Raw genomic sequence first — 23,585 nt, 5'->3', positions numbered from 1 at the left:
GGGGGCGGTGACGGCTTCGTAGGGCGAGGGTTCGGCGGCGGTCGGGTGTGGAGGAACGCCGGCGGCCGTGCGGGCCGGCCGGGTGCCGGCCCCGGACGTCGGGCCGGTGGGGCGGTCAGGTGCTGTGGGCCCGGGGCGGTCAGGTGCCAGGCCCTCGGCCGGTCGGGTGGGGCCGGTGCCCGGTCAGGCGCCGGGGACTGGGCCGGGCGCCGGGCCGAGGACGGGCCGGGTGAGGCCGGCGGCGGTCAGACGCCGGGGGCTCGACTGGGCGCCGGGCCGAGGGGAGCGGCCGGGGCCGGGTCGATGGGGCGGTTCAGTCGCCGGAGCGGCCGGGCGCGGGGCTGATGGGGCGGTTCAGCCGCCGGAGCGGTCAAGCGCGGGGCCGAGCGGACCAGTCGCCGGAGCGGCCGAGTCCCGGACCGACGGGGCGGACCACCCGAGGGAGCGGCCGAGTCCCGGACCGACGGGGCGGACCACCGCCGGAGGGGCCGAGCGCCGGGGTGGCCGGGCGCCGGGCCGAGCGGACCAGCCGCCGGACGGGGCCGAGCCCCGTACCGCCGGGGCGGACCACCCACCGGAGCAGCCGATCCCCGGACCAACGGGCCCGCCCAGCCCCCCGCCCGCCCCCGTTCCCCCGTCCGGCCCAACGCGCCCCCTACAGCCCCAGATCCTTGATGATCTTGGCGACGTGGCCGGTGGCCTTCACGTTGTACAGGGCGCGCTCTACCTTGCCCTCCTCGTCGACGATCACGGTGGAGCGGATGACGCCGGTCACGACCTTGCCGTACAGCTTCTTCTCGCCGTAGGCGCCGTACGCCTCCAGGACCTTCTTCTCGGGGTCGCCGAGCAGCGTGACCGACAGTTCCTCCTTCTCGCGGAACTTCGCGAGCTTCTCCGGCTTGTCGGGGGAGATGCCGATGACGTCGTAGCCGTGGCCGGCCAGGAAGTCGAGGTTGTCGGTGAAGTCGCAGGCCTGCTTGGTGCAGCCGGGGGTCAGCGCGGCCGGGTAGAAGTAGACGATGACCTTGCGGCCCTTGTGGTCGGCGAGCGAGACCTGCTTGCCGTCCGCGTCGGGGAGGGTGAAGGCGGGGGCGGTGTCGCCGGGCTGCAGTCGCTCGCTCATGGCTCTCCTTGGGGCGTGGGTGGGGCGGCACGCGGTGATCGCGTACGGGGCCGGGTGCGCGAGCGGGTCGCGCCCCCGTTTTGGCTACGTCCCGAGATTACTGAGCCGCCCGAAAAGGGGGTGCTGTGGGGCGCCGGGGCCGGTGGGCTGACAGACTGTGCGCACGGAAGACGGATCGAGACGACCGGAGGCAGCGCGGTGTCGGAGGCCAGGACCCCTGCGCAGATCGAGAAGGACATCGTCCGCAGGCGGCAGGAGCTCGCTGTGACGCTGGACGAGATCGGCGTGCGGCTGCACCCGAAGACGATCATGGGGGACGCCAAGGCGAAGACGGCGGCGGCCGTGGACCGTACGGCGGGGCGGGCCTACGTGGCCGCCAACCGCGCCGTCTCGGACATCCGCGCCCAGCTCGTGTCGGAGGACGGCGCGCCCCGCCTGGAGCGCGTGGTGCCGCTGGCGATGATCGGTGTGGCCGTCGTCGGGCTCCTGGTGGTGGGCTCGAAGCGCCGCCGCTCCTAAGGGGCCTGGGCCTCGCCGCTCCTGAGGGGCCTGGGCCTCGCCGCTCCTGAGGGGACCGGACCTCGCCGTTCCTAGGGCCCCGGACCTCGCCGTTCCTAGGGCCCCGTACGCCGCCGTTTCTAGGCTACGTACGCGGCCGTTCCCGCGGCCGGTCCCCGGCGCGTGCGCTGTCCGGTCCCGCGGCCAGGTACCGTCTTGCCGTGAGCCCGAATAACGCCAAGGACACCCACGACAAGCTGCCCATCCGGATGCTGCACGACCGGGTGCTGGTCCGTACCGACATCGCCGAGGGCGAGCGCCGCTCCAGCGGCGGCATCGTCATTCCGGCGACCGCGGCCGTCGGCCGCCGCCTGGCCTGGGCCGAGGTGGTCGCGGTGGGTCAGAACGTACGGACCGTGGAGCCCGGTGACCGGGTGCTGTACGACCCGGAGGACCGGGCCGAGGTCGAGGTGCGCGGCGTCGCGTACGTCCTGATGCGCGAGCGCGATCTGCACGCGGTGGCGGCGGAGCGCCTGGAGGGCGCCGAGGACGCGACGGGGCTGTACCTGTAGCGCTGCGGCCGCAGTGGGCGGACGGCGGGCGGTGACCAGGGTCACCGCCCGTTTTATTCGCCTTTTGCTAGGGTCGGAGGCATCCCGACGAGACGCGCCGTACCGGGTCACGACAAGACGACGCACCCCTGTAGAAGCTCGTTTTCCACGGAGGTGCCGTCATGGCATGGATCCTGCTCGTCGTCGCCGGCCTGCTGGAGGTCGGCTGGTCGATCGGTATGAAGTTCACCGAGGGGTTCACCCGGCTGTGGCCCAGCGTCTTCACGGGCGCCGGCATCGTCGCCAGCATGCTGCTGCTCTCGTACGCCGCCCGGACGCTGCCGATCGGTACCGCGTACGGCGTATGGGTCGGCATCGGCGCGGCGGGCGCCGCGATCGTGGGCATGCTGGTGCTCGGCGAGCCCGCCACCGCCGCGCGGATCTTCTTCATCTGCTTGCTGCTGGTGGCGGTGGTGGGACTCAAGGCGACATCTGGCCACTGAGGCCGGCCGAGGGGCGCGTACACGCCCCGCATCACACCCCCGGAAAGTTCTCCCACCCCCCATAGGCCCCGGCGTACCCGTTCATCCCGCCGTCCCCGCCGACCCCGCCGCCGATCCCGCCCCGGCCTCCGCCGACGCCGCCCATTCCGCCGCCCGTCCCGCCGTCGATGCCTCCGGTGGGCGGTTCCACGGTGGGCCAGTCGTCGGTGGGGCCGGCCGTCGGTTCGTGGGTCGGGTACGTCGGGAAGCTGGGGCCGGGGGCCGTGGTGGGGCCGCTGGTCGGCGGTTGGCCGGTGGGGCCGGTGGGCGGGGCGCTGTCGGTCGGGGACGCGGAGCTGCTGCTCGACGACTCGCCGGGCGTGCTCGGCTCCTGGGAGGGTGGCTGGTTCGCGCCCTCCTCCAGGTCCAGGTCGAAGTCCTTGACCGGCTTCCCTTCCAGGGCGTCGGCCGTGTACTGCGCCCAGATCCGGGCGGGGAAGCCGCCGCCGTTGATGCGGGGCAGGCCCGCCGCGCCGTACAGCGGCTTCTGCGCGCCGGAGTCCGGGTCCTGGCCCAGGACGGCGACGACGGTGGCCAGTTCGGGCGTGTAGCCGGCGAACCAGGCGGCCCGGTCCTCCTCGGCGGTGCCGGTCTTGCCGGCCGCGGGCCGCCCGGCGGCGCGGGCCTCGGCGCCGGTGCCGCCGGGGCTCTCGATGACGCTGCGCAGGATGGAGGTGGTGGTGTCCGCGGCGTTGCGCGGCACGGCCGTCTTCTCGCCGCGGTCCGGCAGCTCGACGGTTTCGCCGCCCTTGGTGGCCTTGGCGACGAGGCTGTACGCGCGCTGCTTGCCGTGGTTGGCGAGCGTCGCGTACACCTGCGTCATGTCCAGCACGCTGGGCGTGGCGGTGCCGAGCGAGATGGCGCCCTCGGAGGAGCCGAGGCTCGGCGTGTCCTTGGGGACGCCGAGGTCGATGGCGGTCTCCTTGACCTTCCGCGGCCCCACGTCCACGCCCATCTGCGCGTAGACGGCGTTGACGGACTTGTCGGTGGCGGTGGTGACGGTGATCGGGCCGTACGAGCGGCCGTCCTCGTTCTCGGGCGAGAAGCCGGTGCCCCGGCCGTTGCTGACCGCCTCGCGCTTGTTGGTGCCGTCGTAGACCGTGTTCGGGGTGATCTTGCGGCCGTCCTGGGTGACCGAGTTGTTGGCGACCGCGGAGGCGAAGACGATCGGCTTGAAGATGGAGCCGACCTGGTAGTCGCGGCGGGTGGCGCTGTTGACGTACTGCTTGGCGTAGTCGATGCCGCCGTACATGGCCACGACGTTGCCGGTGGCGGGGTCGATGGAGGTGCCGCCGGCGCGTACGTACCGGTCCGCCTTCGAGCTGCCCAGTTCGTCCATCAGCCGCTCGTCCACCGCCTTGACCAGCGCGTCCTGCCGCTTCCTGTCGAGGGTGGTGGTGATGCGGTAGCCGCCGGCGGCCAGTGTCCGGTCGTCGATGATGTCGTTCTTGGTCAGATAGTCGCGGACCGCCTCGACGAGGTAGCCGCGCTGCCCGGACAGGCCGGTCGGCGGCTTGGCCTTGCCGGGCGTGGGGAACTTCAGCGCCGCCCGTTCGGACTCGCTGATCCACTTCTTCTTGACCATGCCGTCCAGGACGTAGTTCCAGCGGTCCAGGGCGCGCTGCCGGTTCTCCGGGTGGGCGGCGATGTCGTAGGCGCTGGGCGCGTTGAGCAGGGTGGCGAGGTAGGCGCCCTCGGCGGTGGTGAGCTGGTCGGAGTTCTTGCTGTAGTACGCCTGCGCCGCGGCCTGGATGCCGTAGGCGTTGCGGCCGTAGTAGCTGGTGTTGAGGTAGCCCTCCAGGATCTCGGACTTGCTGCGCTCACGGTCCAGCTTGATGGCGATGAAGAACTCCTTGGCCTTGCGGGTGAGGGTCTGCTCCTGCCCGAGGTAGTAGTTCTTCACGTACTGCTGGGTGATGGTCGAACCGGACTGCTTGCCCTTGCCGGTGACGGTGTTCCAGGCGGCGCGCAGCATGGCGACGGGGTCGACGGCGGACTCCGAGTAGAAGTCGCGGTCCTCGGCGGCCAGTACGGCTTCCTGGGTGGTCTTGGGCACCTGGCTGAGCGGTACGTTCTCGCGGTTGACCTTGCCGTCGCGGGCGATCTGGCTGCCGTCCGCGTACAGGTAGACGTTGCTCTGCGCCTGCGCGGCCTGGTTGGCGGCGGGGATGGGGACCAGGACGTACCCGGCGACCAGGCCGCCCGCGATCAGCAGCAGGATGAGCAGGACGCCGCCCAGCACCATCCGCCAGGTGGGGATGACGCGCCGCCAGCCGGTGCGCCTGGGGCGGGACTTGCCGCCCTTCCCGTCAGCGCCGGAACCGGAACCAGGGCCGGGCCCGGCCTCATCCGGCGCGTCGCCGCCGGTAGAGGGCAACTTGGAGCGCGCGGCCCACCTCGGAACGCGGGGACCGGCCTTGCCGTCCTGCTGCGGATCGTCGCTCATGTCTGTAAGGACTCCTCGGCCGCCGCCGACGGTTGTGCCGCGGGCGGATCGGTGACGTGTCGGGCGAATCGCGCCCATAGCCGGAAAAGGAACTGTCGCCCGATACGAAACTCTCGCATCATGCCCTTCGGTCACGAGGGGCGGCGCGCACCTGTGACCGCTCCGTGACCGGCCGAATGGGGCGCTCGGCTCACCGGAACGGGTGAATAAATGCGTGGCCGGGTCCGCGCCGCCGCACTAGGCTCCGGTGCCCGCGCCGGACCGGCGCGCGGTCAGGTACGGGAGGCACGGGACGTGTTGTACGCCGCCGTCGCGGCCCGGAGCTTCCGGCGCTACGCCACCTACCGTATCGCCACCGCCTCCGGTGTCTTCACCAACACCGTCTTCGGCTTCATCATCGCCTACACCTACATCGCTCTGTGGGCCGAACGCCCCCACCTGGGCGGCTACGACCTGCCGCAGGCCCTGACCTACGCCTGGACCGGCCAGGCGCTGCTGGCCGCCACCGGGCTGCTGATCGGCGGCGGCATGGACGACCTCCAGGAGCGCATCCGCAGCGGGGACATCGCCGTCGACCTGCACCGGCCCGCCGACCTCCAGCTGTGGTGGCTGGCCGCCGACCTCGGGCGGGCCGCGTTCCAGCTGATCGGCCGGGGCCTGCTGCCGATGGCGGTGGGCACGCTCGTCTTCCCTTCGGCGCTGCCCGCCTCCGCGGTGACCTGGCTGCTGTTCCTGGTGTCGGTGGCGCTCGGCGTGGTCGTCGGCTTCGCGCTGCGCTACCTCGTGGCGCTGACGTCCTTCTGGCTGCTGGACGGCGCGGGCGTGGCGATGGTCGCCGGGCTGCTGTGCATGTTCTGTTCGGGGATGGTGCTGCCGCTGAACGTCTTCCCCGGCGCCTTCGGCGAGGTGGTCCGGCTGCTGCCCTGGTCCTCGATGCTCCAGGTGCCCGCCGACGTGCTGCTCGGCGTGCACGACGGCGCGGGCGTCGCGGGGGCGCTGGCCTTCCAGGCGGGGTGGGCGGCGGTGCTGCTCGCGGCCGGGCGGCTGCTGCAGTCCGTGGCGACGCGGAAGGTCGTGGTGCAGGGTGGCTGAGGAGCGGGTGCGCGCCGGGGCGGCCGTACGGGAACACGCCGGGGCGGCCGTACGGATCGGGGAAGGGCTGCGGGCGTACGGGCTGATCGTGGCGATGTGGGTACGTTCCACGCTCGCCTACCGGACGTCCTTCCTGCTGACCGCGCTCGGCCACTTCGCCGCCACCGGCCTGGACTTCCTGGCCATCCTCCTGATGTTCTCGCACATCACCGTCCTCGGCGGCTTCACGCTGCCCGAGGTGGCGTTCCTGTACGGCACGTCCAACGCCGCGCTCGGCCTGGCGGACCTGGCCCTGGGCAGCATGGACCGGCTCGGCTCCCGGGTCCGCGACGGCACGATGGACGTGCTGCTCGTGCGCCCCGTACCGGTCTTCGCGCAGGTCGCGGCGGACCGTTTCGCGCTGCGCCGGCTCGGCCGGATCACCCAGGCGGCGCTGGTGCTGGGCTGGTCGCTGACCCAGGTGGAGGTGGACTGGACGCCGGGCAAGGTGCTGCTGGTGCCGGTCATGCTGCTGAGCGGCACGGTGATCTTCGGGGCGGTCTTCACGCTCGGCGCCGCTTTCCAGTTCGTCACCCAGGACGCGGCGGAGGTGCAGAACTCTTTCACGTACGGCGGATCGACGATGCTTCAGTACCCGCCCGCCGTCTTCGCCAAGGACCTGGTGCGCGGCGTCACCTTCGTCGTACCGCTCGCGTTCGTCAACTGGCTGCCCGCGCTGCGCCTGCTGGGCCGCGACGACCCGCTCGGGCTGCCGGGCTGGGTGGACTTCTGCGGGCCCGCGGTGGCGGCGCTGATGTGCGTACTGGCGTGGCTGGCCTGGCGGACGGGCCTGCGCAACTATCGGAGCACAGGGAGCTGAGGGGCGGCATGGGAGTCGGGACGCGGGACACGGCGCCGGGCGCAGGGCGCGATGAGGAGCGGGACGCGGCGGACCGCCGTGCGGAGCCGGGCTTCATCGAACTGGACGGCGTCGAGAAGGTCTTCCATGTACGGCGCAGAGCGGGGCGGCTGCGGCGGGTGCGGGAAGAGGTGCGGGCCGTCGACGGCATCAGCTTCAGCGTGCCGCGCGGCGCGATGGTCGGCTACATCGGCCCGAACGGCGCGGGCAAGTCCACCACCGTCAAGATGCTGACCGGCATCCTGGTGCCCAGCGGCGGACGGCTGCGGGTGGCAGGCATCGACCCCGCGCGCGAGCGCACCCGGCTCGCGCGCCGCGTCGGGGTGGTGTTCGGGCAGCGGACGACGCTGTGGTGGGACCTGCCGCTGAAGGACTCCTACGAGCTGGTGCGGCGGATGTACCGGGTGCCGGAGGCGGCCTACCGCCGCAACCTGGAGCGCTGCGTCGAACTGCTCGACCTCGGACCGCTGTTGCCGGTGCCGGTACGTCAGCTCTCGCTCGGCCAAAGGATGCGCGGCGACATCGCGGCGGCCCTGCTGCACGATCCGGAGGTGCTCTACCTCGACGAGCCGACCATCGGCCTGGACGTCATCAGCAAGGCGAAGGTCCGCGGCTTCCTGCGCGAGGTGAACGCGGAGCGCGGCACGACCGTCCTGCTGACCACCCACGACCTGACCGACATCGAGCAGCTGTGCCGCCGGGTGATGGTGATCGACCACGGGCGGCTGGTGTACGACGGCGATCTGGACGGGCTGCATGCCGTGGGGCGCAGCGAACGGACCCTGGTGGTGGATCTGGAACGGGAGCTTCCGCCGATCGAGGGGGTGCCCGGTGCCCGTACGGTCAAGGTGGAGGGTCCGCGGCAGTGGCTGGCGTTCCCCGCGGCGCAGAGCGCGGCGCCGGTCGTCTCGGCGGTGGCGGAGCGCTATCCGCTGGTGGATCTGTCGGTGCGGGAGCCGGACATCGAGGATGTCATCTCCCGGATGTACGCGGACAGTACAGCGCCGTAAGGCATTAATCTGAACGTATGACTGACGAACTCCCCGATCTGCGCGCATCGGACGCCGACCGTGAGCGGGTCGCCGAGATCCTGCGCGAGGCCCTCGCCGAAGGACGGCTGGAGATGGCGGAGTTCGACGAGCGGCTGACCGCGGCGTACCGGGCGCGTACGGTCGGCGCGCTGAAGCCGCTGGTAGCGGACCTGCCGCAGCCGCACGACGACCGGATGGCGGCCACCCGCGCCGCCACCTCGGGGGCGCTGTCCTGGCGTGAGCGGATCGGCGGCGAGCCGAGCTCCCGCGGTGCCTTCGCCTTCTGGAGCGGCTTCTCGCGCAAGGGGCGCTGGACGGTGCCCCGGGTCTTCACCGCCGGGGTGTTCCAGGGGGGCGGCGAGATCGACCTGCGGGACGCCTGCTTCGAGGCCGGTGAGGTCACGGTGCGCTGCTTCGCGCTGATGGGCGGCATCGATGTCGTGGTGCCGCCGGGCGTCGAGGTGCAGGTGACCGGCTGGGGCTTCATGGGCGGCTTCGACAACGGCGACGGCGAGCCGGGGGACCCGGGCGCGCCCCGGGTGAAGATCACCGGGTTCGCGATGATGGCCGGCGTCGGGGTCCGGCGCAAGATGTCCAAGAGGGAGAAGGAACGGCTGAAGCTGGAGCGCGAGCGCCGGGCGGAATCGGCGCTTCCGCGGGAGTCGGGCCGGCGCGAGGTGCCGGACCGGCTGCGCAAGGAACTGGACTGAGGGCGGGCGGGTCAGGCACCGCCGGTTCCGTCGGACGGCTCACGGCGCTGCGGGTGCTGTCGGATGGCCTTAGGCGGGCTGCGGGTGCCGGCGGACGGCTGAGGCGGGCTGCGCGTGCCGTCGGGCGGCTCAGGCGGGCTGCGCGTGCCGTCGGATGGCTTACGGCGTCGCCCGCACCGTCCCCTTGAGCTGCCGCAAATCCACCGCTTCGGCCATCGCCCGGTACCCCGCGTCGCTCGGGTGCAGATGGTCGCCCGAGTCGTAGGCGGGCCGCAGCCGCAGCGGGTTGCCCGGGTCGCGCAGCGCCTCGTCGAAGTCCACGTACCGCTCGTAGACCTCCCCGGCCCGGATCTTCGCGTTGAGCGCCTGCCGTACGGAGTCGAGCTCCGCCCGATAGCCGCGGTGCCCGCCGAACGGGGTGAGCGTGCTGCCGATGACCTGGATGCCGCGCGCCCGCGCACGGCGCTCGATCTCCCGCATGCCGTCCGCCAGCTTTCCCGGGTCGAGCTGGCGCGGTGACTTGAACAGGTCGTTGAGGCCGATCTCCACGATCACCGCCCGCACGCCGGCGCGGGAGAGCACATCGCGCTCCAGCCGCGACAGCACGCTCGGCCCGCTGCTGACCGCCCAGCGGCTGCCGTCGGTCAGCAGGCGGTTGCCGCTGATGCCCTGGTTGAGGACGCCGTAACGGGGCGCGCCCGGCTCGGTGCGCAGCCGGGCGGCGAGGAAGTCCGGCCAGCGGTGGTTGGCGTCCGGGGTGGAGGTGTTGCCGTCGGTGATCGAGTCGCCGATGGCGACGACGGTGCCGCCGGTGTGCGGGCCGCGCACGTCCACGCCGGTCAGATAGCGCCAGGAGGTGACCTTCTTGGTGTAGGCGGCGCCGGTGGTGTCCGCAGCCCGGTCGCCGCGCGCCAGGTACGACGTCTGGCGGGCGTGCGGGTGGAAGGTGACGGGTCCGGAGGGGGCGGGGGAGTAGGTGGTGACCAGCAGGTCGGCGGCGGCCGGCACGGTCAGCCGGACCGGGTCGCTGGTGACCTCGCCGCCCGCCGGGACGGTCACGCCGGGCCGCCCCGAGAAGGTCAGCCGGCGCATGCTGCCGGGCGCGGCGGCCGGGGTGCCGGGCGCCGCGGCGCGGGCGAGGGAGGCGTGGCCGATGGCCAGCGGGCGGGTGCCGAGGAGGTTGGAGAGCTGGATACGGGCGCTGGTGCCGCCGATGCTGGTGTGCACCACGTTGCGGATGGACGTACCCGCGTAGCCGTCGAGGTTGCCGGGCTCGACGGCCGCCGCGGCGGCCGACCACGTACCGGCCCACCGGTCGGCGGCGGGCCCCGGCCTGCCGTCCTCGGAAGCCCCCTCGCCGTTGCCGCCCGGGACGAGCAGGACCACGGCGGCGATCAGCGCGGCCAGCGCCACCAGTCCGGAGATCAGGGCCCGGACACCTCTGGCGGACAGGCGCCCGCCGACGGACAGGCCCCCTCTGGTGGACATGCGGCACGGTCTCCTGGGGGACGCGGAACGGGATGCTCCGGGCGGGCACAGGGCAGCGTGTATCAGCGGCGTGGTCCGACCGTCCTCATGCTGCCACGCGGGCCCGCCGCTCCGCCCGGCGGCCCGGCCCCGCGGACCGGACGCGGGAACTCGTGGTTCACCGCCGGAGTAGGACACAGTTGAACGCACGTACCGGCACGGAGCGGGGCACCCGCCGATACGTACGGTCCGATCGGGTGCGAGCGGATGGAACGGATGGAACGGATGAAGACGGACGTGATCCCCGGCGGCGATACGGCCGCGGGAGCGGGCGGGACGCCGTCCGGCGGCGCGCACGCGGGCGGCGGCCGGGTCCGCGGCCCGGTACCGCCCGGCGGCTTCCCGTACAGCCCCGCCGACGAGGCGAAGCGGCGCGGCGTACGGCGCATGAAGACCCTGGCGACCTGTCTGCTGCTCGGCGTCGCCCTGGTCTACGCCCTCGCCACCTGGGCGAAGGCCGCCGGAGCGGGCGGCTGGGCGGGCTATGTGGCGGCGGCGGCCGAGGCCGGCATGGTCGGCGCGCTGGCCGACTGGTTCGCGGTGACCGCCCTGTTCAAGCGCCCGCTGGGGCTGCCCATCCCGCACACCGCGATCATCCCGACGAAGAAGGACCAGCTGGGCGTGAGCCTCGGCGACTTCGTCGGCGAGAACTTCCTGTCCGGCGAGGTGGTGCGGCAGCGCCTGCGCAAGGTCGGCATCGGCCGCCGGCTGGGCGCCTGGCTCGCCGAGCCGAAGAACGCCGACCGGGTGACGGCGGAGCTGTCCACCGCGCTGCGCGGCGCGCTGACCGTGCTGCGCGACTCCGACGTGCAGGCCGTGGTCGGCGAGGCGATCACCCGGCGCGCCGACGCGCAGGAGGTGGCGCCGGGCCTCGGCAAGATGCTGGAGAAGATCGTCGCGGACGGCGGCCACCGACGGGTGGTGGACCTGGTCTGCGTACGGGCCCACGACTGGCTGGCCGAGCACAGCGACTCGGTGATGACGGCGGTCTCCGGCGGCGCGCCCGGCTGGACGCCGCGCTTCGTGGACCGCAAGGTCGGCGAGCGGGTCTACAAGGAGCTGATGCGGTTCGTCACCGAGATGCGGGACATGCCCGAGCACCCGGCGCGCGGTGCGGTGGACCGTTTCCTGCGGGATTTCGCGAGCGACCTCCAGTCCGACACCGACACCCGCGAGCGGGTCGAGCGCCTGAAGTCGGAGGTGCTGGGGCGCGGCGAGGTGCAGGACCTGATCGCCTCGGCGTGGAGCTCGGTGCGCACCATGATCGTGGCGGCGGCGGAGGACGAGAACAGCGAGCTGCGGCTGCGCACCCGGGCGGCGCTGCTGTCGCTGGGGAAGCGGATGGCCGGGGACGGGCGGCTCCAGGGCAAGGTGGACGGCTGGCTGGAGGGCGCCGCGGTCTACGTGGTGACGACGTACCGCGACGAGATCACCTCCCTGATCACCGATACCGTGGCGAGCTGGGACGCCGAGCACACCTCGAAGAAGATCGAGGCGCACATCGGGCGCGACCTCCAGTTCATCCGGATCAACGGCACGGTCGTGGGCGCGCTCGCCGGGCTGTGCATCTACACGGTGTCGCGGCTGCTGGGCGGATAGCGCGGGGCGCCGGCGCGGGGCATCGGTCAGGGCGCGGGGCGCCGCCTCTGGATGTCTTCCGTCGCAGGCCCTACCGTGCCCGCGTGCGCGAGCGGATACCGGTGGTGGTGCAGGGGCAGCGGCGACGGCCGCCCGCCGTACGGGTGCTGTGGGCGGGCGCGGAGCTGGCGGTGACGTTCGGCGTGCTCGTGCTGCTGCTGGTCGTACACCAGCTGTACTGGACCAACCGGCAGGCACAGGCGGGCGCCCACGACCAGGTCACCCGGCTGGAGCGGCAGTGGGACGCCCGGCGCGCGCCGCCCGCCGGAGCATCGCCCGGAACCGAACCGCATGCGAAACCGCAGCCGGAACCAGAGCGGCAGCACACCCGCATGCGCCAGGAGTTCCGCAGCACCCTGGAACAGACCCCGCCGCGCCCGCGCAAGGACGACGCATACGCGGTCCTGCGCATCCCGCGCCTCGGCCTGACCGTCCCCGTCGCCGAGGGCACCAGCAGGACCGCCGTCCTGAACAAGGGCTACGCGGGCCACTACGCGCACACCGCGCAGCCCGGTGAGCAGGGGAACTTCGCGCTGGCCGGGCACCGCAACACGCACGGCGAGCCGTTCCGCCGCCTCGACCGGCTGCGGCCCGGCGACACGGTCGAGGTACTCACCGCGGCCGTCCGCTACACGTACACGGTCGACCGGACCCTGCCGCGCACCGCGCCCTCCGACGGCACGGTCATCGCCCCCGTCCCGTACAGCAGCGCCCGTCCGGCCTACCGCTACACCGAGCCGCGCGCCTATCTGACGCTGACGACGTGTACGCCGGAGTACTCCTCGGCGTACCGGCTGGTGGTGTGGGGCCGTCTGACGGGCGCGCTGCCCCGATAGGCTCTCGCGCTGTGCTGAAACGTCCCACGCTGCTGTGGCTCCTGGTCCCCCACGTGCTCTACCTCGGCGCGCTGCCGCTGGTGAACCGCGTGACGCCGACCGTGCTCGGGCTGCCCTTCCTCGTCTTCTGGATGCTGCTCGCGACCCTGCTGACGCCCGCCGCGGTGTGGCTGGCCTGGCGCGGCGACCGGAAGCGGGCCGCGCGGCGGGCGGCCGGTGCCCCGGCCGGAGAGCGGGGCGCGGCGTGAACGCGACCATCGCGACCTCCATCTTCGCCGCGTTCATGGTGCTGACGCTGGCCCTGGGCCTGCTGGCGGTCCGCGGCGGCGGGCGCGGCAAGGGCAAGGGCGGGCTCGCCGAGTGGTCGGTGGGCGGCCGGAGCCTCGGCACGGTCTTCATCTGGGTGCTGATGGCGGGCGAGAGCTACACCAGCTTCAGCTACCTGGGCGCGGCCGGCTGGGGCTACAACTTCGGCGCCCCGGTCCTCTACGTCCTCGCGTACATGTCCTGCGGCTACGCGATCGGCTTCGTGGTCGGCCCGATGCTCTGGTCGTACGCGCGCCGGCACGGCCTGGTCGGCATCACCGACCTGGTGGCGCACCGCTACGGGCGGCGCTGGCTGGGCACGGCGGTGGCGATCCTCGCCACGGTCTGCCTGCTGCCGTACATCCAGCTCCAGATCACCGGCATGGGCGTGGTCGTGACGACCATCTCCTACGGTGCGATCAGCCTGAACTGGGCGTACTTCATCGGCTTCGCGGTGACCACGCTCTTCGTCGTGGTCAGCGGCCTGCGCGGCAGCGCGTGGGTGTCGGTGCTCAAGGACGTGCTGGTGATCGCGACGCTGGCGTTCCTGGCCGTCTACGTACCGCAGCACTACTTCGGCGGGTACGGGCCGTTCCTGGACCGGATCGTCGCCGAGAAGCCGCAGTGGCTGACCTTCCCAGGACACCACTCGGGCGGCCTGGACCAGGGCTGGTTCATCACCACCTCCCTCCTGAACTCGCTGACCGTCGTCATCTTCCCGACCACCGTCGCGGGCTATCTGGGCGCGCGCAGCGCCGACGCCCTGCGGCGCAACGCGGTGCTGCTGCCGTTCTACAACGTGCTGCTGTTCGTGCCGATGCTGCTGGGCATGGCGGCCCTGTTCGTGGTGCCGGGACTGACCGGCGCGGACTCCAACCTGGCGCTGTTCAAGCTGGTGGTGGACTCGCTGCCGGCCTGGCTGGTGGGCGTGACCGGTGTCGCGGCGGCGCTCTCCTCCATCGTGCCGATGGCCGTGTTCATGCTGGTCATCGGCGCGATGTGGGGGAGGAGCGTGCTGGGCGCGGTGCCCCGGCTGGCGAACCGCCAGAAGCTGTGGTCGCAGGTGGTCGTCGTGGTGGCGGGCGCGCTGGCGCTGCTGCTGACGTACACCGCGCCGAACACCCTGGTGCGGCTCTCGCTCATCTCGTACGAAGGGATGGCGCAGCTGGTCCCGATGATTCTGCTGGGGCTGGTATGGCGGCGGCTGACGCTGTACGGGGCGGTCGCCGGACTGGCCGTGGGCCTCGTGGTGGTCTGCGGGCTGGTCTTCACCGAGCACGACCCGGTGGGCGGCATGAACGCGGGGATCGTGGCGCTCGCGGTGAACCTGGTGGTGGCGCTCGCGGTGACCTGGCTGGGACCGCGGCCCGTGGACGACCGGCCGGACTCCGAAGTGCTGGCGTCGGACCTGGACACGGAAGAGGACGGGCCGGGCGCGGGCGGCGCGCCGGAGGTCAGCCCGTCGCCGGCGAAGTGATCTTCTTGCCCTCCGGGGAGACGGCGAACCACGTGCCCATCTTCCCCTGCCCCTTGACGTCCCCCGGCTGCCGGTCGCCGCTGAAGGTGTAGACCGGCCAGCAGTCGACGGCCAGCTGCTTGGTGCCGTCGGGGCGGGTGACGGTGCTGATCAGCTTCTCGGGGACGCCCTCCAGTTTGCTCTTGTCGGCGGGCGCGACGGGTTTCCAGGTGTCCAGGCAGGCGCCGTTGCACCCGAACCTCATCGGCCAGGCGCTGTCCTTGTTGAAGCGGTAGACCGTCCGGCCCTCCTTGTCGACGAGCAGCTTTCCCAGCTTGGGCTGGTCGAAGACGGAGACGTCGGCGGCGGGCCCGGCGGTGGCCTTCTTGCCATCGGGTGCGAACGCGTTCCAGGTGCCGCCGACGCCGTGGCCCTTGGTGTCGCCCGGGGCGGTGTCCTTGGCGTAGCGGTACGCGGGCCAGCCGTTGATGGTCAGCTGCTTGCTGCCGTCGGCGCGAGTGACCGAGCCGAGGGCGCTCGCGGCCATGCCGGAGGCGGCGGCGGTGTCGTCGGCGGGCACCGGCGGCCAGGTGGTCGCGCAGGCGCCGGAGCAGGCGGAGTTGGGCGGCTCGGCGGTGTCCTTGTCGAAGCGGTAGAGGGTCATGCCCTTGCTGTCGGTGACGACCGGGCCCAGCTCGGGGGACTGGCGCAGGGCGAGCGTCCCGGCGGGGGCGCCCTGCGCGGCGGGCCGGGTGCTGTCGCCGGACGAGCCGTAGCCGTCACCGCCGGCCTGGCCCTTGTCCGCGCCGTAGCCGCTGTCGCCGGAACCATAGCCGGAGCCGTATCCGGTGGAACCGCCGCTGGCCGACTGGGTCTTGCCGTTGGCCACCGGCGCGGCGTTGGTGCTGCCGCCGGAGCCGCAGGCGGTGGTGAGCGCCATGACGGCGGCGGCCGTCACGGCCAGCGCGGCGTGCCGCCGCTGGGCGTCGGAACAGCGGGCGGGGCGCGGCGTCCGGGCGGTGCGGGCGGTGGCCGTGCCGGTGGGCGTGTGCTGGTTCACGGGGGTCTCCTTCGGGGTTCTCCGAGGTACGGGGTGTGCTGTCTGCGGGGTACGAGGGGTGGGGGGCCGGTGTTCAGGTGGGGCGGAAGTTGTCATCGGGGGACAAAAACCGCGCCCAAGTGGGCTCCGCTGAGGACCTCTTCGGGTCAGGTGGCGTCTTGGATGCGCAGCGCCAGCGCCGGGCAGCGGCGTACGGCGAGCTGTGCGCGGCGGCGCATCCGGGCGGGCAGCGGCATGGTGGCGCGCTCCGGGTAGCCGTCGGCGCCGAGCCGGACCATGCCGGGTACGAGGTCGGCGCACAGGCCGTGGCCCTGGCACAGCGTCCAGTCCACGAGCAGCCGTTGGCCGGGGGCGGGGGGCCGGGACGCGCGCGTGGACGTGTGGCCACCGGCGTGCCGCCCGCCGCCGGTTCCGGGCGCGCTGGCGGACCCGTACGCCTCCTCGCCCGTCACCGGCAGTACGCCGAGCACCGGACGGCCGCACCCGGCACCGTGTGCGTGCCCGGCGAACTCCTCGGGGAAGGCGGCCAGTGCCGAGGCGACGAAGCGGGCGGTGCCGTCGGGGTGGCTGCACGCACCGCGCCGTTCCACGGCCCGCATCCGTGCCCGTACGGCGTCCAGCGCGCGCTGACCGCCACCGCCCACCGCCTGGCCAAGGGCATCGGCAAGGGCAGGCAGGCCCAGCACGCAAGGCCCGCACTGCCCGGCGGATTCGGCTGCCAGCCAGCGCGCGACCCGTACGGTTTCGCCCGCCGGGCAGGTGCCCTCCGGCAGTGGCAGCACCGCGCCCGCCCCGAGCACCGCGCCATGTGTGGCCAGGGCCTCGCGGGTGAGGACGGCCGTGGCGGCGGCGGACGGCGACAGCCAGGTGCCGTGGTAGCCGCCGACGAGCACGCCCTGGCCAGGGCCGAGTCCGCACAGGGCCAATACGCGGGCGAGCGGCACCCCGGTCGGCGCTTCCACGACCCGCTCGCCGGCCACGGTCAGCAGGACGGTGCCGGGCTCGGCGGGGTCGCCGGTGGTGCGGAAGCCGAGGGCGCCGAGCCGGGCGGCGACGGCGAGCTGGGCGTACGTCTCGGTGTTGGACAGCAGGGTGGGCAGGCCGTTCAGGCCGCGTTCGCTGGAGCGGACCTTGCGGCCCGAGGGCAGGCCGGGGCCCCGGTTGAGGCCGTCGGTGAGCGCGGTGCCCTCGCCGGTGACGAAGCGTTCCGTCAGCAGCTGTGCCCGTACCGGCGTGGACAGCGGGCCGCGCTCGGCGATCGCCCGGCGCACCGAGCGGGCCACGTCGGCGCGCGTCACCCCGATCGCGACCTCCTCGGCGCCGAGCGCCCGCGCGGCCAGCAGCGCGCCGTCCAGCACCAGGTGCGGCGCGTACAGCAGCAGCGCCGCGTCCTTGAGGCAACTGGGCTCGCCCTCACTGCCGTTGACGACCACGGCGGCGCGCCCGTCCGTGCGCCGCCGCCCCTCCAGGACGGCGCTCAGCTTGCGCGCGAAGGGGAAGCCCGCGCCGCCGCGGCCGCGCAGACCGGTGTCCTCGGCCAGCGCCACCAGCTCGCTCGCGGACAGATCCGGCGGGCTGCCGTGCCGGGTGAGGTGCGCGACCCGGTCCAGCCGCTCCGCCCCGTCCAGCCCGGCCAGCAGCCGGGGCGGCCCGAGCGCGGCGAGCGCCGGTACGACGGGCGCGCGCCCGACGGCGGGCAGGGGGATCGTGGTGGCAGGCGCGAGGAGTGTCATGGGGAACTCCGGGTGTGGGGTGGGTTGCTGGGGCGTACGGGGGTGGGCTCCGCGGGCGTACCGGCGGAGTCTTCGCGCGTAGCGGTACGTCGTGGGTGTCAGCGGTACGTCATGGCCGGCCGCCCGGCGCCTGGGCCTGCCGCGGCCCCCGCACCCGCAGCACGAGCACCACCGCGACGCCCGCCACGCAGAGCAGATACGCCGCCGTCGCCCAACCAGCCGCCGGACGGCCCGACTTCAGGCCGTGCACCAGCGCCGCGCACCACGCCGCGTACGCGCCCATGTGCAGCAGCCGCCACCACCGCGACCCGCGCCGCGAGGTGAACGCGCCGCGCACCGCGCCCGTCACCGCCGCCGCGAGGAACAGGTAACCGGCCAGCGTGCCGAGGCCGATGAGCAGCGGGCGGCCGCCGTCGGCGAACGGCACCGCGGCAGCCGTGCCGCCGGTCCGGCCGCGGGCGACTTTCACCCCGATGTGCAGGGCGAGGAAGCCGAGCCCGGCGACGCCGGTGCCGCGGTGCACGGCCTGGGCGACCAGCCGGTGGCCGGAGTGCAGCAGCATCCGGTCGGTGGCGGCCAGGCCCCACAGCACGGTGCCGGTGAGCGAGACCAGTGCGAGCACACCGGCACCGAAGTCCAGGAAGTCCAGGATGCGCCGGGGCGCGCCGGCATGGGTGGCCACGGCCAGGAAGAGGAGCACGACGGCCGGCAGGGCCGGGCGCAGGACGGTCCGCAGACGGGATGCGGGCATCGGGCCTCCTTGAGGAGGGGAGTCGAGTACGGAGTACGAGCGGGCGACGGCCCGGCCGTAACCGGTTCGCGTGGTGCGCAATTCACCGAAATTCGCCACGGTTATCCGTGGCCGTGTCCCGCCGGGCCGCGCAAAGGCAGGTACCGGGCGGTAGTGATCGGGATGTGCAGCAGCATCACGGAAGGCCGCCGGAGCGTCCTGCGGTTTATCGCGCTGTGACAAATTCCTGCACCGGCATCGAAGTTACGGCGGGTAACTCCGGATGGTGCCCCTCCAAGCAGGACCACCGCCCGGAGCGCGTCCGCACCATGCCGCCGGGCAGCAGGGCCGCAACCCCCCCTCCGCATCACGCCAGGAACGAGGTAGCGATGTGTGATCTCCTGACCCGCATCTGGTCACGCCCCCGCGGTGAATGGACCCGCGTTCTGAAGAAGGAACTCCCGGCGCTCGCCGGTAAGGTGACCGAGGAGCTGCGGAGCGGATTTCCCGCCTTTTCCGCACTTCTCGCGGAAATGGGCGCCGAAGAGGCCCGCTGGGCCGTGGAACAGGCCATGCTGGTGGCGCTCGGCTACCAGGACACCGCGGAACGCGCCCGGCGCCCCAAGGATCTCGTCGTCACCCCGCTGCCGGTCGCGCCCGCCCGCCGGGAACTGTTCGCCGCCCTCTCCGGGACCAAGGACGTCTCCGAGGTCGCCCTCTGCGAGGTGGCCCGCTGCGCCGGCTGGCCCGTACCGGGCTTCGTCCAGGCCATCGCCCTCACCTCGCCCGCCGAAGCACCCCAGCTGGCCGCCGCCCTCGGGGACGCCCTGATCGGCACGGTGGACGGCGACACCTGCCTGCTCGTGCCCGATCCCGGTACGCAGACCCGCGCCCGGCTGGAGGCCGCGCTCAAGGGGCGGGCGGCGGCGGTCGGGCACGCCGTACCGGCCGGTGACACCGCCTCTTCGCTGCGCTGGGCGCGCACCCTGCTGGCCCTCTCGCCCGGCCGCGGCGGCCCCGACACGCGCCCGGCCTTCGTCGACGACCACCTCTCGGCGCTGCTCCTCCTCCAGGACGAATCGCTGGCGCGGGCGCTCTCCTCGCGCTGGCTGAGCCCTTTGGAGGACCTGACGCCACGGCAGAGCGAACGGCTGGAGGTCACCTTGCTGGCCTGGCTGGAGGGCGGCGGCGCGCCGGAGGCGGCGAAGGTGCTCCAGGTGCACCCGCAGACGGTGCGCTACCGCCTGCGGCAGATCGAGAAGCTCTTCGGTCCCGCGCTGCGCGATCCGCGTACCCGCTTCGAGCTGGAGATGGCGCTGCGCAGCCGTCGCCTGATGGCCCACGTACGGCGCTACCGCTCACGGGCCGGGCGCCGGGCGCGGGCCGTCGCCTCCACCATCCGCCCGCTGGGCATGGCCCGGGAGGCCCGGGTCAACGGGCTGTGACGGGCGCACCCCGACCGCGGCGGCCCCGGGCTCCCCTCCGGGGCCGCCGCCCCGCCCGCCGCCGCTGCGGTTACGCTGGGGCGGACACCGGCGGAACAGCCGGTACGAGTACGGAAGGGAGTGAACACGTTGCAGCGCTTTGCCGACGCCTGGCGGCTGTACGTGGGCGCGCTCTTCTTCCTGCTCTCCGGGTTCCTGCTCGCCCAGAGCGGACTGGCGCCCGCGTTCGCCGCCGCCGCGACCACCGCCGCCGTGCTGCTGCTGTGCCGCGCCTTCCTGGCCGCCGCGCTCGCCCGGCCCGAACCGCCGGGCCGCGTCCGCACCGCCCTGCGCGACCGGGAACGCCGTACGGCCTTCCTGCCGCAGCGCGATCCCGACGCCGCCGGCCGTCCGCGGCCCAGGGCACCCGGCCGTCCCCTCCCGACGGCCGCGTAGGCGCCTTCACCTCGCACTGTGCGGGGGCTCCGGCCCCGCGCGGCTCGTCACGCCGACCTCTTCCCCGGCACGACGAGACCCGTGGAGGGCTCACCCATGTCCGTTTTCTCCACCCTGGGCGGCGCGCTGTCCCAGGCTGCCGACCTCATCGAACCGCTCTTCGGCGCCTCCGCGACGGCCGCCGCGATCATCCTCTTCACCCTGGGCGTACGGGCCGCCCTGCACCCGCTCGCCCGCGCCGCCGCCCGCGGCGAGAAGACCCGCGCCGCACACGCCCCGCGCCTGGCCGAGCTGCGGCGGAAGTACGCGAAGGACCCGGAACGGCTGCGGGAGGCGACGGCCGCGCTCTACGCCGAGACCGGCTCCTCGCCGCTGGCCGGCTGCCTGCCGGCGCTCCTGCAACTGCCCGTCTTCTTCCTCATGTACCACCTGTTCACCGACGACGGCAGCGGCCTGCTCGGACACACCCTGCTGGGCGCGCCGCTCGGCGGCCACTGGTCGCAGGCCCTCGCCGACGGCGGGCCGTTCGGGCCGCACGGGCTGGTCTACCTCGCGCTGTTCGCCCTGGCCGCGGCGGTCGCCTTCTGGAACTACCGGCGGGCGCGTACGGCGATGGCGCGGAGCGCCGAGGGGGGAACGGCCGTCGACGGCGCGGTGCCCGGACTCGGCGGGATGCTGAAGGTCATGCCGCTGCTGTCCTTCGGGACGCTGATCAGCGTCGCGGTGCTGCCGCTGGCGGCGGCGCTCTACCTGGTGACGACCACGGCGTGGACGGCGTGCGAGCGGGCGCTGCTGCACCGGGGCGGGGGTGCGGACCGTATGCCGGAGAAGGAGGCCGCGGCCCGGGCACGTACCGCCGGGTAACGGTCCAGTACGTGAACCGGGTCTTGCGGAGCGGACGCCGTTCTTGGACGATCGTCCGAATCGCTCGATGGCCGTCCCCATCGGCCGGTCCGGGAGAGCCCTCCCGGACCGACCCTTCGACCACGGGAGTTGTACCGATGAAGCTGCTGCGTGTCGGTTGGGTGGGGACGGAACGCCCGGCGCTGCTCGACGAGCAGGGCGCCCTGCGCGACCTGTCGTCGCTGGTCACGGACATCGACGGCGCCCTGCTGGCGGACGCCCCGGCCCTGGAGCGGATACGGGCGGCGGCCGCCGCCGGTGAGCTGCCGCGCCTGGACCCGGCCGGGCTGCGCACCGGACCGCCCGTCGCCCGGATCGGCAAGATCGTGTGCATCGGGCTGAACTACCACGACCACGCCCGCGAGACCGGCGCCGCCGTCCCGGCCGAACCGATCGTCTTCCTGAAGGCGCCCGACACGGTCGTGGGGCCCGACGACCCGGTGCTGGTGCCGCGCGGCAGCGAGAAGACCGACTGGGAAGCCGAACTGGCCGTCGTCATCGGCCGGACCGCGCGCTATCTGGAGACCGACGACGAGGCCCGCGCCGCCGTCGCCGGCTACACGATCGCGCACGACGTCTCCGAACGCGAGTTCCAGATCGAGCGCGGCGGCCAGTGGGACAAGGGCAAGAACTGCGAGACGTTCAACCCGCTGGGCCCGTGGCTGGTGACGGCCGACGAGGTGCCCGACCCGCAGGCGCTGGGCGTACGGCTGTGGGTCAACGGCACGCTGCGGCAGGACGGCACGACCGCCGAGCAGATCTTCCCGGTGGCCGAAGTGGTCCGCTACCTCAGCCGGTTCATGACCCTGTACCCGGGCGACGTCATCAACACCGGAACCCCGGCGGGCGTGGCGATGGGCTGCCCGGAGCCGAAGCCGTATCTGCGCGCCGGTGACGTGGTGGAGCTGGAGATCGACGGCCTGGGGCGGCAGCGGCAGGAGCTGAAGGCGGCCTGACGGGGCATCAGGCGGGGGCCGCGGGTGGGGCGGCCGGCTGTCGGCTGGACAGGGGGACTCGCCGTACGGGTGCGCGGGCTGTCCGGCTGCCCACCCCGTAGGCGTACATAGTTCCCATATGCCTGCAAAAAAGACAAAACGGTCCCATGTGGTGGGTGCCGCCGCACTGGGAGCCGTCGCCGCGGTGCTCCTCGGCCTGTTCGCGGCATTCGGCTTCGCGGCCCCGCTGCCCGACGGGCTCGGCCCGTGCCTGGGGAGCGGCTGCCCGTCCTCGTACGACGATCCGAACAACGGACCGGTGCCCGGCCGGGACGAGAACCTCAACATCTTCGTCGGCGGGGACTTCCGCGTCGGCGGCTCGGCCGCGGAGGCCGAAGGGAAGATCGTCACCCTCGGTTCCTTCGAGATGAACAAGACCGGCGGGTCCAGCGTCTACAACGTGGGCGTCGTCGGCGTCGGCTCCCGGGTGCCGCCGCCCAACGGCTCCGACTTCCTGACCGTGGGCGGCGACGTCACCATCGCCCCCGGGCAGCGGCTGCTCGCCGAGGAGGGCAGCACCCACGGAGTCGTCGCCTACGAGGGCAGGCTCAGCGGCACCGTGATTCCCCAGGCGGACCAGCGGCCCGGCGTCGCCGACCCGTACCGCAGGCTGGTGCCCGACCTCACGGCGAGCAGTCGGTGCTACGCGCGGACCGGGGACGGGCCGCGGCCCGCGACCGGCACCGCCGTCAACCAGGGCTACTCGACGGTCTTCACCGGTGACGGCAGGTCCGCCCTGCAGGTCTTCAACGTCGACTTCGACCTGGTGGGGCGCAACGGCGGCGCCCAGGGCATCACCTTCACCGGGATTCCGGAGGGCGCGACCGTCCTGGTCAACATGGTCGGCGACGCGCGCACGATCAACACGTACATCGGCCACGACCTCCAGCCGCCCGGCATCCGCCAGCGGCTGCTGTGGAACTTCCCGGACGCGAACACGGTGGAGTTCAAGGGCGGCGCGCAGTTCCAGGGGAGCGTGCTGGTCGGCAAGCAGGGCAGCACGACGACGGTGTCGGTGCCGGGCATGAACGGCCGGTTCTTCACGGTCGGTTCGCTGGTGCACACCTCGACGTCCGGCGCCGAGATGCACAACTACCCGTTCAACGGCGACCTGCCGGACTGCCGTGACCAGAGGCCGACACCCAGCCCGACACCGAGCCCTACGGAGCCGTCGCCTTCGCCCACGGAGCCGAGTCCGTCTCCGACGGAGCCGTCGCCGAGCCCGACGGAGCCGAGTCCGTCGCCGACCGAGCCGTCACCGTCGCCTACGGAGCCGTCGCCGAGCCCGACGGAGCCGAGTCCGTCGCCCACGGAGCCGTCGCCGTCGCCGACCGAGCCCAGCCCGTCGCCCACGGAACCGACCCCGTCCCCCACGGAGCCGACCCCGAGTCCGACGGAGCCGACCCCGAGCCCGACCGAGCCGACCCCGTCTCCGACGGAACCCACCCCCTCTCCGACCGAGCCGATCCCGACTCCCACCGAGCCGACGCCGGGCCCGACGGAGCCCACCCCCGGCCCGACCGAGCCCACTCCGGGTCCGACCGAGCCCACCCCGTCGCCCACGGAACCGACCCCGTCCCCCACGGAGCCGACCCCGAGTCCGACGGAGCCGACCCCGAGCCCGACCGAG

Annotated in this window: 22 protein-coding genes and 1 riboswitch; of the genes, 16 read left to right on the top strand and 6 right to left on the bottom strand. The window is 73.4% G+C overall.

Going from position 1 to position 23,585, the window contains the following annotated elements; translation table 11 throughout:
- Positions 1–655 precede the first annotated feature (655 nt).
- On the bottom strand, positions 656–1,123 hold the full coding sequence (bcp, locus tag ADK86_RS31125) for a thioredoxin-dependent thiol peroxidase (protein WP_003984879.1): 468 nt from the start codon (positions 1,121–1,123) through the stop codon (positions 656–658).
- Between the two features lie 198 nt (positions 1,124–1,321).
- On the opposite strand from bcp, the gene ADK86_RS31120 reads away from it, so the two are divergent.
- The 3 genes from ADK86_RS31120 (at position 1,322) to ADK86_RS31110 (ending at position 2,675) form a co-directional block, all read left to right on the top strand.
- Positions 1,322–1,642: a DUF3618 domain-containing protein gene (locus ADK86_RS31120; protein ID WP_003984880.1), complete on the top strand. Its 321-nt coding sequence runs from the start codon at positions 1,322–1,324 to the stop codon at positions 1,640–1,642.
- 248 nt (positions 1,643–1,890) lie between these two features.
- Positions 1,891–2,193: a GroES family chaperonin gene (locus ADK86_RS31115; protein WP_176564603.1), complete on the top strand. Its 303-nt coding sequence runs from the start codon at positions 1,891–1,893 to the stop codon at positions 2,191–2,193.
- A gap of 54 nt (positions 2,194–2,247) precedes the next feature.
- Positions 2,248–2,320: riboswitch (guanidine-III (ykkC-III) riboswitch) on the top strand.
- Positions 2,321–2,354: 34 nt separating this feature from the next.
- Positions 2,355–2,675, top strand: coding sequence for a DMT family transporter (locus ADK86_RS31110; RefSeq protein WP_003984882.1), 321 nt, complete (start codon positions 2,355–2,357; stop codon positions 2,673–2,675).
- A 31-nt stretch (positions 2,676–2,706) separates the two neighbouring features.
- Here ADK86_RS31110 and ADK86_RS31105 read toward each other — a convergent pair whose 3' ends face one another.
- Positions 2,707–5,160 (bottom strand): transglycosylase domain-containing protein, encoded by a 2,454-nt coding sequence (locus ADK86_RS31105; RefSeq protein WP_053699599.1) that lies wholly within the window; start codon positions 5,158–5,160, stop codon positions 2,707–2,709.
- Positions 5,161–5,454: 294 nt separating this feature from the next.
- Here ADK86_RS31105 and ADK86_RS31100 point away from each other — a divergent pair, with 294 nt between their 5' ends.
- From ADK86_RS31100 to ADK86_RS31085, 4 genes are all read left to right on the top strand, one after another.
- On the top strand, positions 5,455–6,252 hold the full coding sequence (locus ADK86_RS31100; protein WP_053699598.1) for an ABC transporter permease: 798 nt from the start codon (positions 5,455–5,457) through the stop codon (positions 6,250–6,252).
- A 94-nt stretch (positions 6,253–6,346) separates the two neighbouring features.
- Positions 6,347–7,111: an ABC transporter permease gene (locus ADK86_RS31095; RefSeq protein ID WP_234346109.1), complete on the top strand. Its 765-nt coding sequence runs from the start codon at positions 6,347–6,349 to the stop codon at positions 7,109–7,111.
- 8 nt (positions 7,112–7,119) lie between these two features.
- Positions 7,120–8,160 carry an ABC transporter ATP-binding protein gene (locus ADK86_RS31090; protein ID WP_078952374.1) on the top strand — a complete coding sequence of 347 codons (1,041 nt, stop codon included), beginning with the start codon at positions 7,120–7,122 and terminating at the stop codon, positions 8,158–8,160.
- Positions 8,161–8,177: 17 nt separating this feature from the next.
- Positions 8,178–8,891 (top strand): DUF1707 domain-containing protein, encoded by a 714-nt coding sequence (locus tag ADK86_RS31085; RefSeq protein ID WP_053699597.1) that lies wholly within the window; start codon positions 8,178–8,180, stop codon positions 8,889–8,891.
- Positions 8,892–9,050: 159 nt separating this feature from the next.
- Here ADK86_RS31085 and ADK86_RS31080 read toward each other — a convergent pair whose 3' ends face one another.
- Positions 9,051–10,379, bottom strand: a complete 1,329-nt coding sequence (locus ADK86_RS31080) for an SGNH/GDSL hydrolase family protein (RefSeq protein ID WP_053699596.1) — start codon at positions 10,377–10,379, stop codon at positions 9,051–9,053.
- A gap of 246 nt (positions 10,380–10,625) precedes the next feature.
- On the opposite strand from ADK86_RS31080, the gene ADK86_RS31075 reads away from it, so the two are divergent.
- The 4 genes from ADK86_RS31075 (at position 10,626) to ADK86_RS31060 (ending at position 14,675) form a co-directional block, all read left to right on the top strand.
- Positions 10,626–12,017 (top strand): DUF445 domain-containing protein, encoded by a 1,392-nt coding sequence (locus ADK86_RS31075; protein ID WP_053699595.1) that lies wholly within the window; start codon positions 10,626–10,628, stop codon positions 12,015–12,017.
- Positions 12,018–12,100: 83 nt separating this feature from the next.
- Positions 12,101–12,892: a class E sortase gene (locus ADK86_RS31070; RefSeq protein ID WP_234346107.1), complete on the top strand. Its 792-nt coding sequence runs from the start codon at positions 12,101–12,103 to the stop codon at positions 12,890–12,892.
- Positions 12,893–12,903: 11 nt separating this feature from the next.
- Positions 12,904–13,140, top strand: coding sequence for a DUF3311 domain-containing protein (locus tag ADK86_RS31065; protein ID WP_030376415.1), 237 nt, complete (start codon positions 12,904–12,906; stop codon positions 13,138–13,140).
- On the top strand, positions 13,137–14,675 hold the full coding sequence (locus ADK86_RS31060) for a sodium:solute symporter family protein (RefSeq protein ID WP_053699594.1): 1,539 nt from the start codon (positions 13,137–13,139) through the stop codon (positions 14,673–14,675). The genes ADK86_RS31065 and ADK86_RS31060 overlap by 4 nt, the downstream gene beginning before the upstream one ends.
- Here ADK86_RS31060 and ADK86_RS31055 read toward each other — a convergent pair.
- From ADK86_RS31055 to ADK86_RS31045, 3 genes are all read right to left on the bottom strand, one after another.
- Positions 14,653–15,714, bottom strand: a complete 1,062-nt coding sequence (locus tag ADK86_RS31055) for an SCO0930 family lipoprotein (RefSeq protein ID WP_078952373.1) — start codon at positions 15,712–15,714, stop codon at positions 14,653–14,655. The two genes, ADK86_RS31060 and ADK86_RS31055, sit on opposite strands and share 23 nt — an antisense overlap.
- Positions 15,715–15,860: 146 nt before the next feature.
- Positions 15,861–17,447, bottom strand: a complete 1,587-nt coding sequence (locus ADK86_RS31050; protein WP_053699593.1) for an NADH-quinone oxidoreductase subunit NuoF family protein — start codon at positions 17,445–17,447, stop codon at positions 15,861–15,863.
- Positions 17,448–17,556: 109 nt separating this feature from the next.
- Positions 17,557–18,198 carry a hypothetical protein gene (locus ADK86_RS31045; RefSeq protein WP_053699592.1) on the bottom strand — a complete coding sequence of 214 codons (642 nt, stop codon included), beginning with the start codon at positions 18,196–18,198 and terminating at the stop codon, positions 17,557–17,559.
- 368 nt (positions 18,199–18,566) lie between these two features.
- Here ADK86_RS31045 and ADK86_RS31040 point away from each other — a divergent pair, with 368 nt between their 5' ends.
- The 5 genes from ADK86_RS31040 to ADK86_RS31020 form a co-directional block, all read left to right on the top strand.
- A complete protein-coding gene (locus tag ADK86_RS31040) occupies positions 18,567–19,622 on the top strand; it encodes a PucR family transcriptional regulator (protein WP_053699591.1) in 1,056 nt (351 codons plus the stop codon).
- 129 nt (positions 19,623–19,751) lie between these two features.
- The gene (locus tag ADK86_RS31035) at positions 19,752–20,057 is read left to right on the top strand and encodes a DUF6412 domain-containing protein (protein WP_030185513.1); all 306 of its coding nucleotides are present in this window, start codon (positions 19,752–19,754) and stop codon (positions 20,055–20,057) included.
- Between the two features lie 96 nt (positions 20,058–20,153).
- Entirely contained in the window at positions 20,154–20,921 is a 768-nt protein-coding gene (locus ADK86_RS31030; protein WP_053699590.1) for a YidC/Oxa1 family membrane protein insertase, read from the top strand.
- Positions 20,922–21,058: 137 nt separating this feature from the next.
- Positions 21,059–21,916 (top strand): fumarylacetoacetate hydrolase family protein, encoded by an 858-nt coding sequence (locus ADK86_RS31025; protein ID WP_053699589.1) that lies wholly within the window; start codon positions 21,059–21,061, stop codon positions 21,914–21,916.
- Positions 21,917–22,034: 118 nt separating this feature from the next.
- Positions 22,035–23,585 (top strand): choice-of-anchor A family protein (locus tag ADK86_RS31020; protein WP_107088608.1); only part of this gene is annotated, 1,551 nt, incomplete at its 3' end.

Origin of the sequence: Streptomyces sp. NRRL F-5755, assembly GCF_001279365.1 — a bacterium.
GTDB lineage: Bacteria > Actinomycetota > Actinomycetes > Streptomycetales > Streptomycetaceae > Streptomyces > Streptomyces rimosus.
This window is presented reverse-complemented; position numbering and strand designations above follow the sequence as displayed.

Excerpts from the sequence above, each read along its gene's own strand:
- bcp (WP_003984879.1), bottom strand. The coding sequence starts at position 1,123 with ATGAGCGAGCGACTGCAGCCCGGCGACACCGCCCCCGCCTTCACCCTC.
- ADK86_RS31115 (WP_176564603.1), top strand. The coding sequence starts at position 1,891 with ATGCTGCACGACCGGGTGCTGGTCCGTACCGACATCGCCGAGGGCGAG.
- ADK86_RS31110 (WP_003984882.1), top strand. The coding sequence starts at position 2,355 with ATGGCATGGATCCTGCTCGTCGTCGCCGGCCTGCTGGAGGTCGGCTGG.
- ADK86_RS31105 (WP_053699599.1), bottom strand. The coding sequence starts at position 5,160 with ATGAGCGACGATCCGCAGCAGGACGGCAAGGCCGGTCCCCGCGTTCCG.
- ADK86_RS31095 (WP_234346109.1), top strand. The coding sequence starts at position 6,347 with ATGTGGGTACGTTCCACGCTCGCCTACCGGACGTCCTTCCTGCTGACC.
- ADK86_RS31090 (WP_078952374.1), top strand. The coding sequence starts at position 7,120 with ATGGGAGTCGGGACGCGGGACACGGCGCCGGGCGCAGGGCGCGATGAG.
- ADK86_RS31085 (WP_053699597.1), top strand. The coding sequence starts at position 8,178 with ATGACTGACGAACTCCCCGATCTGCGCGCATCGGACGCCGACCGTGAG.
- ADK86_RS31080 (WP_053699596.1), bottom strand. The coding sequence starts at position 10,379 with ATGTCCACCAGAGGGGGCCTGTCCGTCGGCGGGCGCCTGTCCGCCAGA.
- ADK86_RS31075 (WP_053699595.1), top strand. The coding sequence starts at position 10,626 with ATGGAACGGATGGAACGGATGAAGACGGACGTGATCCCCGGCGGCGAT.
- ADK86_RS31050 (WP_053699593.1), bottom strand. The coding sequence starts at position 17,447 with ATGACACTCCTCGCGCCTGCCACCACGATCCCCCTGCCCGCCGTCGGG.
- ADK86_RS31045 (WP_053699592.1), bottom strand. The coding sequence starts at position 18,198 with ATGCCCGCATCCCGTCTGCGGACCGTCCTGCGCCCGGCCCTGCCGGCC.
- ADK86_RS31040 (WP_053699591.1), top strand. The coding sequence starts at position 18,567 with ATGTGTGATCTCCTGACCCGCATCTGGTCACGCCCCCGCGGTGAATGG.
- ADK86_RS31030 (WP_053699590.1), top strand. The coding sequence starts at position 20,154 with ATGTCCGTTTTCTCCACCCTGGGCGGCGCGCTGTCCCAGGCTGCCGAC.
- ADK86_RS31025 (WP_053699589.1), top strand. The coding sequence starts at position 21,059 with ATGAAGCTGCTGCGTGTCGGTTGGGTGGGGACGGAACGCCCGGCGCTG.